General features: G+C 41.0%; 9 protein-coding genes. 7 read left to right on the top strand and 2 right to left on the bottom strand.

What is annotated here, in order from left to right:
- The first annotated feature begins 2 nt into the window (after positions 1-2).
- The 6 genes from rpoC (at position 3) to ACTTJ8_RS03445 (ending at position 6357) form a co-directional block, all read left to right on the top strand.
- Positions 3-4322 carry a DNA-directed RNA polymerase subunit beta' gene (gene rpoC, locus ACTTJ8_RS03420; protein ID WP_442720306.1) on the top strand — a complete coding sequence of 1440 codons (4320 nt, stop codon included), beginning with the start codon at positions 3-5 and terminating at the stop codon, positions 4320-4322.
- Between the two features lie 235 nt (positions 4323-4557).
- On the top strand, positions 4558-4932 hold the full coding sequence (gene rpsL, locus ACTTJ8_RS03425) for a 30S ribosomal protein S12 (RefSeq protein ID WP_442720307.1): 375 nt from the start codon (positions 4558-4560) through the stop codon (positions 4930-4932).
- An 11-nt stretch (positions 4933-4943) separates the two neighbouring features.
- Positions 4944-5414, top strand: a complete 471-nt coding sequence (rpsG, locus tag ACTTJ8_RS03430; protein WP_442715652.1) for a 30S ribosomal protein S7 — start codon at positions 4944-4946, stop codon at positions 5412-5414.
- 163 nt (positions 5415-5577) lie between these two features.
- On the top strand, positions 5578-5991 hold the full coding sequence (locus tag ACTTJ8_RS03435) for a bacteriohemerythrin (protein ID WP_442715651.1): 414 nt from the start codon (positions 5578-5580) through the stop codon (positions 5989-5991).
- Positions 5992-6055: 64 nt separating this feature from the next.
- Complete coding sequence (locus ACTTJ8_RS03440) at positions 6056-6250, top strand: pyroglutamyl-peptidase I family protein (protein WP_442720308.1); 195 nt, start codon at positions 6056-6058, stop codon at positions 6248-6250.
- Positions 6251-6258: 8 nt separating this feature from the next.
- Positions 6259-6357, top strand: a complete 99-nt coding sequence (locus tag ACTTJ8_RS03445) for a hypothetical protein (RefSeq protein WP_442720309.1) — start codon at positions 6259-6261, stop codon at positions 6355-6357.
- 106 nt (positions 6358-6463) lie between these two features.
- Here ACTTJ8_RS03445 and ACTTJ8_RS03450 read toward each other — a convergent pair whose 3' ends face one another.
- Positions 6464-8680 carry a DUF262 domain-containing protein gene (locus ACTTJ8_RS03450; RefSeq protein ID WP_442720310.1) on the bottom strand — a complete coding sequence of 739 codons (2217 nt, stop codon included), beginning with the start codon at positions 8678-8680 and terminating at the stop codon, positions 6464-6466.
- The gene (locus ACTTJ8_RS03455) at positions 8677-10407 is read right to left on the bottom strand and encodes a DUF262 domain-containing protein (RefSeq protein ID WP_442720311.1); all 1731 of its coding nucleotides are present in this window, start codon (positions 10405-10407) and stop codon (positions 8677-8679) included. Before ACTTJ8_RS03455 ends, ACTTJ8_RS03450 begins: the two co-directional genes overlap by 4 nt.
- A 264-nt stretch (positions 10408-10671) precedes the next feature.
- Here ACTTJ8_RS03455 and ACTTJ8_RS03460 point away from each other — a divergent pair, with 264 nt between their 5' ends.
- Positions 10672-11718, top strand: a complete 1047-nt coding sequence (locus ACTTJ8_RS03460) for a substrate-binding domain-containing protein (protein WP_442718867.1) — start codon at positions 10672-10674, stop codon at positions 11716-11718.
- Positions 11719-11865 lie beyond the last annotated feature (147 nt).

An 11865-nucleotide genomic window follows, 5' to 3' on the forward strand; every position in this document is an offset into this window, starting at 1 on the left:
CTATGAGAGATATACAAGATTTTGATAATATTATGATTAAGCTCGCTTCGCCTGAAGCAATCCGTGAGTGGTCTTACGGCGAAGTAAAGAAACCGGAAACCATTAATTACCGTACGCTCCGCCCGGAGCGCGATGGGCTTTTTTGTGAGCGTATATTCGGGACAACCAAAGAGTGGGAATGTTTTTGCGGGAAGTTTAAGTCTATCCGTTATAAAGGTGTTATCTGCGACCGCTGCGGCGTAGAAGTTACCCATTTTAAGGTACGCCGTGAGCGTATGGGGCATATCGAATTGGCAGCCCCTGTTTCTCATATCTGGTACTATCGGTCGGTACCCAGCCGGATGGGGTTGTTGCTCGATTTGCCGGTAGCAGCGCTTCGCTCAGTATTATACTACGAAAAATATATTGTTATTGAACCGGGTGGAACCGACCTCAAGAAAAATCAGCTGCTGAGTGAAGATGAATTCCGGGCTGCACAAGAGCGGCATGGCGGCGCTTTTACTGCAAATATGGGAGCAGAAGCGGTTAAGACCCTCTTGAGCAATTTAAACTTGGATGAACTTGCGGCACAGCTCCGCTTGAAGATGATTGAAAAAGGTGCTAAAAGCGATAAGCGGCTTTTAAAGCGGATTGAAATTGTTGAGCACTTTAGAACATCGAGCAATAAGCCCGAATGGATGATCCTTGATGTCATTCCTGTTATACCGCCCGATCTGCGCCCGATGGTACAGTTGGATGGCGGACGCTTTGCAACATCGGACTTAAATGATCTCTACCGCCGTGTTATCCATCGGAACAGCCGTCTTACCCGTCTTATGAGTCTCAAAGCTCCTGATATTATTATCCGGAATGAAAAACGGATGCTGCAGGAGGCTGTTGATGCCTTATTCGACAACTCAAAACGGAAACGAGTTATCAAGGGAACCTCAAACCGTCCGCTCAAGTCTATTTCCGATCTGCTGAAAGGTAAGCAGGGGCGATTCCGCCAAAACCTGCTCGGTAAACGTGTTGACTATTCAGGACGTTCCGTTATTGTTGTCGGACCGGAGCTGAAGCTCTGGCAGTGCGGCTTACCGACGAAGATGGCGCTGGAGCTTTTTAAGCCCTTCATTATGAAAAAGCTTGTACAGAAAGAGGTTGTCTCCAATATTAAAAAAGCAAAGATCATGGTTGAGCAGGAGGACGGAGCGGTATTCGGAGTGCTTGATGAGGTTATCAGTGAGCATCCTGTTATGTTGAACCGTGCGCCGACACTGCACCGCCTTGGTATCCAAGCTTTTGAGCCGGTTCTTGTTGAAGGGAAGGCAATTAAACTTCACCCGCTGGTTTGTAAGCCCTTTAATGCCGACTTTGACGGCGACCAGATGGCTATTCACGTGCCGCTGACACAGGCTGCCCAGATGGAGTGCTGGACACTCATGCTTTCCAGCCGGAACTTACTTGACCCCGCAAACGGCAAGACCATTGTATACCCTTCACAGGATATGGTTCTTGGGTTGTACTATTTAACAAAGCCGCGGTCTCTAAAAGAAGGGCAGCAGCTGCGTCAGTATTCCTCTGTTGAGGAGGTTATGATGGCTGCGGAAGCAAAATCCATCGGCTGGCAGGATCTTCTTAAAATTAAGTATCGCGGTGAAGAGGTAGAAACAACGCCCGGCCGTCTTGCCTTTAATGAGGAAATGCCTGAAGGCGTTCCTTTCGTAAACACTACCTTGGATGATAAGCAAATCCGCAAGCTGATTGAAACGGTCTACCGCACAAAGGGAACGTATGTTACTGTGCAGATGTTGGATAAGCTCAAATCTGTCGGATATTACTATGCAACATTCTTCGGTGCAACCCTGAGTATGGATGATATCATTATTCCGCAAGAGAAGTCCGGTATCCTCGAAAAAGCAAATAAAGAAGTTCTTTCTATATATAACCAGTACCGCGGCGGTAGTATCACCCAGGAAGAGCGGTATAACAAGGTTGTTGAAGTATGGTCAAAAACCAATGAAGAGTTGACTAACATCATGATGGATACGCTTGCTAAAGATAAGGACGGATTTAATACTATCTATATGATGGCTACATCCGGTGCACGCGGCAGCCGTAACCAGATACGTCAGCTTGCCGGTATGCGCGGTCTTATGGCAAAACCGAGCGGTGATATTATCGAATTACCGATCCGTTCAAACTTTAAAGAAGGTTTGAATGTTATCGAGTTCTTTATTTCAACAAACGGAGCGCGGAAAGGTCTTGCTGATACGGCTCTGAAAACAGCAGATGCCGGTTACCTGACACGCCGTCTCGTTGATATTGCTCAGGATGTCGTTGTCAACGAAGAGGACTGCGGTACGATTAACGGTATCGAGTATGAGGCGGTAAAGGCAGGAGATGAAGTTATTGAATCCTTGAGCGAGCGCATTGTTGGAAAATATACGCTGGAACGGGTTGTTCACCCGATTTCCCATGAATTGCTAATCGATGTAAACGAATATATTACCGATGACATTGCCGCAAAGATCGAAGAAGCTGGTGTGCAGTCAGTCAAACTTCGTACTGTTCTTACCTGCGAATCCAAGCACGGTGTATGTATTAAGTGCTATGGAAGAAACCTCGCGCGGAATAAGATTGTTGAAATCGGTGAAGCAGTCGGTATTATTGCGGCGCAGTCAATTGGTCAGCCGGGTACTCAGCTGACGATGCGTACCTTCCACGTAGGCGGTACCGCAAGCAGTACTGCCAAGGAAAACCATATCGAGTTTAAGTACCCGATTATTGTCAAAGATATTGTGGGTACGGCAATCCCGCGGGATAATGGAGCGCTGCTCTTTACCCGCCGCGGTACTCTTGTATTTGAAAAGGTTTTGAAAGAGTATAATCTTACAGCCGGCGATACTCTTGTTGTGCAGCATACGGCACGGGTACTGTGCAACGATGTGCTTTACACTGCTGCCGATGGAACAGAGGTAAAGAGTCTTATCAATGCTTTTGCCTATATAAATGGTTCCTCCTTATATTTAACCGCTCCTGAGCAGAAAACTGAGATCAGAAACGGTTCAACGGTAGTGGTTAAAAAAGATGAATATGTGCCGGCAGGCTCGATTATTGCAACATTCGATCCTCATAATGAACCGATCTTAGCGGAACAGGATGGTTTTGTACGGTTTGAAGATATTATCCCCGGTTCTACGCTGAAAGAAGAGGTTACCGACACAGGTACTACGGAACGGCATATTTCAGAATTGAAAGCTGATATGACGCTGCAGCCGCGGGTGTTTATTTCTGATGAATCCGGTAATGCGCTCGGCTTCTACTATTTGCCGGATGGCGCTCAGCTTATGGTTGAAGAAGACTCTCCGATTAAAGCTGGAGATATGATTGCTAAGCTCCCACAGGCTGCGGTAAGAACGCAGGATATTACCGGTGGTTTGCCCCGTGTTTCAGAACTCTTTGAAGCCCGCCGTCCTAAAATACCCGCGGTACTGGCACAAGTTACCGGTACTGTTTCGTTTAAGGGCTTGCTGAAGGGTAAGCGGATTGTTATTGTCCGCGACCACTATGGGAAGGAATATAAGCATCTGGTGCCGATGTCGCGGCGGCTGCTTATCCGTGATGGTGATACGGTTGAAGCTGGTGAGCGGCTCTGTGACGGAAATCTTGATCCTCATGATATTTTGGCAATTTTGGGTGAAAATGCGCTACAGAATTACCTGATGAACGAAATCCGTGACGTGTACCGAATGCAGGGTGTTTCTATCAGTGATAAGCATATCGGTGTTATTGTACGCCAGATGCTGCGTAAGATTGAAGTTGTCTCTGTCGGTGATACACGGTTTATTTATGGTCAGCAAGTTGATAAATATCAGTTCCATGCGGAAAACAAGCGGGTTACTGCTGAGGGCGGTCAGCCTGCCATTGCACGTCCAATGTTCCAAGGTATTACGAAGGCTGCTCTCAATATCGATTCGTTTATTTCGGCAGCCTCGTTCCAAGAAACTACGAAGGTTCTTACCAATGCGGCTATTGCCGGTAAAACGGATGAGCTTCGCGGCTTGAAGGAAAATGTTGTTATCGGGCATCTTATTCCTGCAGGAACCGGTATGCCGCAGTATCGGTCGGTCAAGCTCTTTGATAAGAACATGAGCGATTTGGACGAGCAGGTCAACGAAATCCTGGAGCGGCGTAAGCGTGAGCTGGAAGAAGCTGAGGCTGAAGCAGCTGCAGAGGATTTTGATGCCGACGATGATTTGGGCTATGATGAAAGTATTGCTGTTGAGGCTGGGTATGATGAGCCGCAAGATACTGATGATGCCTCAAGTGACGCTGAGGATTGACAGAAACGGCTTCCTCCACTAAAATGGTCCGATGGTATACGGCTCTCTAAAATGCGTATTCGTGCGAGGGGTTCAGTAACCTGATGCTTTGTGTCGAGGGCGCTGATTATGTTTCCTTTTAGAGATGCCTTAATGTGCGAGCTGCCGGTCATTGCAGAGCAAAAGCGGCAGCATCTGAAATAGAATGAAACTAAAATCCGTGGTGCTGGCGGAAAAATAGAAGGAGTTAGGGCAAATGCCTACAATTAATCAGTTGATAAAGCAGGGACGTAAAGCGGTCGTCTCGCGAACCAAGAGTCCTGCATTACAGTCATGCCCGCAAAAGCGCGGCGTATGCACCCGTGTAATGACAGTTACACCGAAAAAGCCGAATTCCGCATTGCGGAAAGTTGCTCGTGTGCGTTTAAGCAATGGTATTGAAGTAACTGCATATATTCCGGGTATTGGTCATAATTTACAGGAACACTCCGTTGTGCTTATCCGCGGCGGACGTGTTAAAGACTTACCTGGTGTCCGCTATCATATTATTCGCGGAACTAAGGATACACTCGGAGTTACCGACCGCAAGCGCGGGCGTTCCAAGTACGGCGCTAAGAAGCCTAAGGCGTAAGGAGGTGTATTATGGGAAGAAAAAAGAAGACAATCAATAGACCTATCGCGCCGGATGCTCGGTATAACAGTGTGATGCTTTCAAAATTTATTGCACGTATGATGCTCGATGGCAAAAAATCAACGACTACAGCAATTCTTTATGACTGCTTTGATGTTATCAAAACAAAGACCGGTGAGGACCCTCTTGCTGTGTTTACAAAGGCGCTTGAGAATGTCAAGCCGCTGGTAGAAGTAAAATCTCGTCGTGTTGGCGGCGCTACCTATCAGGTGCCGATCGAAATTCGTGAAGCCCGCCGTGAAGCGCTTGGAATGCGTTGGATAATCGGCGCTGCCCGCAAGCGGAATGGTCATGCAATGTCAGATCGCTTAGCTGCTGAAGTTATTGATGCTTACAATAATACGGGTACTGCCTATAAAAAGAAGGAAGATACCCATCGTATGGCAGAAGCGAACAAAGCATTTGCCCATTACCGGTGGTAGAAAACAAAACGGCTCATCTGCGAGTTGTGTCTACTACACGGTATTGCAACGCTGCATAACGAGCAGAAAAAGCCTTGAACCTTGTTTCAAGGCTTTTTTTTATGGTATGACCCGCCGATATAATGAAGAGAGCTGCTAATGTTAAAATGAGAAGGAGTTTTGTGTGCCTAATTTTGTTTCGTGGAATACCAGCTACAATGTTGGCGTAGAAAGTGTCGACAAACAGCATCGGCATCTTGTTGATTTAATTAATCAGTTATATAGTGCATGTCTTGATGAGAAAGCTGTACTGGATGAAACATTCAAGGATGTTATGAAAGAATTGGTGGAATATGTCATGTTTCATTTTAAGGATGAAGAGGGCATAATGGAAAGTATTAACTATCCGGGATTACGGGAGCATAAAATGCAGCACGAGCTATTTATAAAAGAAATACTCAGTTCTGTAAATGCCTATAAAAACGGAAAGCAACTTATCCCGAATTCTTTTGTGCGCTTTTTGCGCGATTGGCTGTTTAACCATATTCTTGTTGATGATAAGGAATGGGCGCGCCATTATTTTGCCGTAAAGAAATAACTGCAGAGTATTGTTGATGCTTACGGATATATACAGCAGGGATTTTTGTTCATAAGCAAACATCTTGGGTGTAAAAATTATCAAGCTGGAAGTTCCCACAGTGGTAGGAAAGTCATTAGCAAAAATAACTGCAGCAGTTGAACAAGAAAATCCCGATGTCGTGCTGAGTATCGGGCAAGCAGGCAGCAGAGCAGACATTTCCGTTGAACGGGTGGGTATCAATTTTTACCTGAACAAGCGATCGGAAAACCGCTTTTAACACCCTCTATGAGCGTAGAAACCATTCTCCGCGGGATTACGTTAGCGCTTGAAGCTATTATAGAAAACAATACTGATATAAAAATTTCGGGCGGTAAAATCTGCTAACCCGCTATACTAAAATAAAGATGGCGGTGTAAGGACCATATCTCGAAACAAAGATCGCAAAACCGTACAGGGATATTTGGGAATGCTTAGCAGCATCAAAGTACCCTTAAGATAAAAGCCCTTTGCCTCTTAATTCTTGGCTTATTTTTTCTATTCTATCTTCCAAATCTATACCATCGCTATTTTGCGGGATTAAAAAATAGAATGCATCCTGATTTTCTTTGGTGACTATAACTTTATCATTGAAAATTTCAATATAGGTATTTTCATTCTTTATTTTTAGTTTATCGCCCTGATATGCAAAATTTCCAAGTTCAAATACATCGGGATATAGTTCAGATAGCACATAAGAAAAAATATTCCAATTCTTTCCACTAAGAGCTTTTCCTGTATGCATTATAATTATCTCATAGGGTTTTCCTTTTTTATCATGCCACCAGTACATACCGTGCGTATCATAATGCATTTGCTCATATTTAATGAAGTAATATCGCCAGTCCTTCGGGGTATTAGAATTATTTAAATAGTCGGAAACAGCTGTTTTTAAAAATATCTGAATCTCAGCTGTGTCCTTAGGCAGCCGTGCGAGCAACTGATTCAAAATTGTTGATGTATTCTGGAATCTATTGCCTTCATTCCGTTGCTTTGTCGGGTGAAATAAATCTGCCCAAACAGAATCTTTTGATTTTACTCCTAATTGAGTCCGCCAACCTAAATTTTGAGAATAATCACCAATACAAAGCAATGCTTTACTAATTAATTTTTTATCACAATTATCAAAAAGATTAATGAATTTGGAGAAATTCTGATGGGAATGTAATCCAACAATAGAAATCGTTCCTTTTAATAAGTCATAATCTTCAAGTTTAAAAAGTTCTTCTTGGTATTGGCTGTTAGACTGAAGCCATGCAAGTTTAGATTGTTCTTCCTGTTTCTGTAAAAGATTAAAACCTCTATCTTCTGTTACGATATTCCCGTTAAGAATAATTTCAGACACATCATTTAACAGACGCTGCATTTGGTTGTTGCCGTATTGGTCAAATTCACGAATCTCATATTGAGAATTTTCTATTAAGTTACGGACAATGCGGATTCTTCGTCTAAAGTTTTGTTGAGTGATAGAGGTTATATTTTGCCGATAGAGCACTACAGCGTAGAATAGCAATATACTGTTCAAAGAAAACAAACGGTTCCTTCCATTATTTGCAAATTCTGAGTGATAATTGCAGCAGTCAAAAAATAAATTTGTTGTTTCCCCTTCTTTTAAATACAATTTTGTTTTTCCACATTCATAAGAATCTGTATAAAAGACGGAATTAAAGAAAGCATCAATATCGATTCCGTACCAGCAATCAAATGCAGATTTTAAGAATTCTAAGTTTGATATAGAGTTTGCATTTTCTTTGGCATAAAGCTGCTTTGCTAATTTAAACTCATTGTATTCTAGAGGACGAATATCGTTGTGATAACAAAGTATATGACTAATAAATTTAAAATAACGCATAAACTTGTCATCAATAATCTGATTCTCGCCCCGATATGGGAAAAGTATATCTGTCCAGTCAATATCGATTTTCTGACTGAACTCTTTGTACAACGGTTCACTTTGAGCTTTTATAATTTCTAAAAATTCTGCCTTAAAATGTTCAAAATCCGTTAAGGGTTTACCCCGAGAGTTCATTTTTATATACAATTCATCACTTAATCCCATTTTCTCTAATGGCAGAAAATAAAAAGAAATAAGATTTTTTTCGCTAAGATATTGCCATAAATGTTCAATATTTTTAAATTTTTTATTGATAGCATCAATCATCACCAGCATACTTTGTATTGTTGGGTCGTTTTTCCAATCGAAGGGATACCATGCTTGATTTTCAATTTCTTTTGATAATTCTTCCGAACAAAAATTGATTTCTTCTTCAACGAGAGCCTTGCAGAAATCTCTTGAACTGAATCGTGTAGCGTATGAGAAAGACTTCAGAAAATTATATGCCTGTTTTTCAATCTTCTCTTTTTTGGCAGCGTACCAATAGAGCAAGAATAGTGTTGTTAATCGTTGTTGACCATCTAATAATGTCAGCTTTCCTGCTTCTACATCCCCATAAATAAAGTCAAGTGTGATAGATCGCTGCTCATATATTGATTCATACAAGGCATCCAAAAAGCGTTCCCGTACCCTATTTTCTGATGCGCCGATTCGACCTTGTGCGTAATCGCGCTGAATGCGAGGGATTATAATCTCATCTATGCGAACGGAGTCTTCTCCATTAATCGAAAAATAAGCGCCTATTAAATTCTTAAAAGTATATAACTCGGGTGTCATAAATCAATTTCCTTTTGGTTAATTTCCAAGTATTTTTTCAATACCTCATTCATATTTTTTATGTATGCTTTTCTATCAGCTTCTCCCCAGAAGTGAAGTTGGTTTTTATCCGAATCGGTGTAATACTTTAAAAAGACACGGCGAGTGCAAACAGGAACGTAGTCAATGGTTTTATCCATAGCAATAATTTTATTGCGCTTAACATCAAAAGTAGAGTTGCTAAGTGTCGAATTATCACTACTGGAAAGTAAAGCCATATTATCCAAACTATGAATTTCTTCATGTTCTCCATTCTCGGAAAGTTTTGAGATAACTTCGGCAAAAATCGGTGCAAAGATTTCTCCTGTGTTCGATTTATCGTTAGGATCATCAAGCTGCCGAAGTAAATCATCGCAACGCTGTATCAAAGGAGTTGATGTCGGGTCGTGAAGGCTTTCTAATGATTGCTTGTGATTTACAAGCCATTCTTTTATAGCTTCTTTTTTGTTCAAGCCCTCTGAGTGTTGAGCATGGATGTGTTCTAAACTCCATTTTTCTTTTTTGTGCCGTTCAAAAGGGAATCTCATAAATACATCATGTTTCTGTCTGATAGTTTCTACATTGAATAATAGAAGCAGCTTTTCAATTAGAAAGCCGTCATGTTTATAAGACAATTCCGAATAATCTTTATTGTAATTGATACTCTGTGCAATTTTTTTGTCCAAAGACTGCTGAAAAGCAGACTTGGTTTTATTTGCGGATTCATGCAGTAAACGCTCCAAAGTAATCGCTTGTGTAGCAATAAGATAGCCTACTTTATGGTACACTTCAAAATTCTCATACCATCCTTTTAATTTTTGATAATAGCGTAAAATTTCTTGCCAAACATCTGCTTTATTGCTTTCGCCTTTTACTTTATTGCTGAAATAGAAAAATGTTCTAAAACGCTCTCTGTCTGATATTTGTTTGCCTGCCATCAGATCAAAAACTAATTCTATTCTTGTGGGATATTTTGCAGCCTTCTCATTCGTTATGAAACACCAGAAATTATCATTCCTCAGTTCTTTTTCGATAATATCCCATTGACTTGCAATTTCTAATTGTTTTTGGTCGTTGAGACCATTATTTCTACTCAAAAACAGAGCTTTTACAAGTTCTGCATTGGTCAACGGGATTTTACCAATGTTTAAGCGTGTAAAAAGTTGGGTCGAATTTTCTGTTGAATCAACCTCATACCAAATTACATGCACTTTACTGTTGAGCTTTGTTTGTATGTCATTTGCTGCATCATCATCATTTGAATATCTTGTTTCATCAGTATTATTGAATTTTTCAAACCAATGTTTGATAATTTTTGCTGCTTCCGTGATAAAATATTCATCAATATTGTGAAAATCCTCATTAAGGGAATCAAAATCTAAATTCTCCAGATAAGATTTACTATTTGCTCTTGTTTCATAAGAAATAGAGTACTTTACCTGAATTTTCGGGCGATACGTTTTTGTAAATTTTTGTATTAGATATAAAGTCGTCAGACGCTGTTGACCGTCGATCAGCTCAAATTTGTCATCGATCTTCTTTACAACTATCGGCTGCAAACAATAGTTTTTGCCCTCTTCTATTTCTGAAATATCGTTCAACAACATTTCAACTTCTTCTTTCCATCGATACCCTCGCTGATAATCTGCTATAAAGAAATATCCGCTTATATTTCCGACAAGTCTTAGCTCTAATTTTATATCATTCATCTTATTTTCTAGTATATTTTATAATATTTCTTACGTCAATTATAAAAAAGATGCTTCATACTTACATAGTATTGTGTATTTTGTAGTATATCACTGTAGTGTCTCTGTATTTTTGGGGATATGATAGGATATTGCAACCGGTGTGAACGGGCGGGCTGCGGTTATTGGATAATATCTGTATAACGAAAATTAGTTCAATTAAATTGTAAATATTGCTTTTTTCTTGTTGACGTTTTTGCTTTTCAATGGCATCATACTAGCAGAATGGCTGAAACTTTAGAATGTTACCTGACATATCGTAATGATACCGATACAGTAGATAGAAGAAAAAACTGTATTATCATACTATTGGTTGTCTTGTTTGTGCTGCCGTGGTTTTTCTGTGCCTGCGTGCAAAAACAGGCACCCGCCGAGTCCGATAGCGATCTTGATAGGATAAATCGTTCGTTTGTCATAGGGTATTGTCTTAATAATATAGAAGATGTTTTTCAAATACAGATACTAGATGCGGTAAAAGAAGCAGTCCTTGAGGCTGGTGGAGAGATAGAAATAAGCAACGCTGATGATGATATAGTAAAACAGCGGAATCAAGTTGCCTATTTTGCAGCACGAAAGGTTGATGGGCTTATCGTCGTTCCTATTAACGAGGAATCTGCGGCAACTACTACTGCAATTGCTCAAGATGAGGGTGTCCCGCTTTGTTACATTAACCGTAATCCGTATCCGAATAAAAATCTTATTCCGAAAGGCGTGTATGTCGTCAGTTCCGAAGAAGTTGTTGCAGGTCGGCTTCAAGCTGACTATCTTGGAAAATTGTTGCATGGCGGCGGAAATATTGTTATTTTGCTTGGACCGCTGGATCAGCAAGCTGCGGTGGAACGGGTGCGCGGCAATAAAGAGGTGTTGCAAGAACGCTATCCGGAAATTGTTGTGCTGGCTGAAGCGAGTGCTGAATGGCAGCGTGATAAAGCTTTTACGATTATGATGAACTGGTTAAAGCAGTATGGTAAGCAAATTTCAGCTGTCATTGCTAGCAATGATGAAATGGCAATAGGAGCAATTCAAGCTCTCGATTATTCGGGTATTGATAATGTGATTGTAGTAGGCGTGGATGCAACTATTGAAGGGAAAGTAGCTATTCAACAAGGTACGATGGTTGCGACCGTTCTGCAAGATGCTGAGGGGCAGGGAAAAACTGCGGCACGCGTTATTATTGATGCGATTTATGGCAAGGAACATAATAGTCTCAATATTATACCTTTTGATATTATAGATAAAGCTGTGTTAGATCGAATGGAAATTGAAGAATGAAAAAAAAGTAAGAAAAAAAAGCAAAAGGGTGTTGACAAAGAGAATAGGTTTGTAGTATATTCTTCAACGCTTGCTGCGAATAAAACACAGTAAAGCATAGTGATCTTTGAGAATAAAGGGAAGGGAAAGAAGATAAAGCCAAAGAGC

The organism is Treponema sp. (assembly GCF_052169735.1).
Lineage (GTDB): Bacteria > Spirochaetota > Spirochaetia > Treponematales > Treponemataceae > Treponema.